The following is a 243-nucleotide window of genomic DNA, read 5'->3' as shown; positions in this document are numbered from 1 at the left end:
CGTGGAAACCGTACACGCAGCACCGCGCCACCAGCAGGCAAGCCGACCAATGGTTTACCGGCGAGCAGCACGGTATTGCCGTCATCTGCGGGGCAGTGTCCGGCAACCTCACCATGATCGAGCTCGAAGGCCGCGCCATGGGCAAACTCGGCGAGCTCGCCACCAACATGCAAGGCAGCGGCCTCAGCGGCCTGTGGCAAACCATCCTCACCGGGTGGAGCGAAAACACGCCCAGCGGTGGCA

Annotated in this window: 1 protein-coding gene; it reads left to right on the top strand. The window is 65.0% G+C overall.

Annotated features, from left to right (window positions below):
- On the top strand, window positions 1-243 hold a 243-nt coding region (locus QP415_RS12645; protein WP_285100304.1), incomplete at both ends, for a hypothetical protein.

The organism is Pauljensenia sp. UMB3104, assembly GCF_030217285.1.
Lineage (GTDB): Bacteria > Actinomycetota > Actinomycetes > Actinomycetales > Actinomycetaceae > Pauljensenia.
The sequence above is the reverse complement of the archived record's forward strand: the minus strand, read 5'-3'. Positions and strand labels throughout refer to the sequence as shown.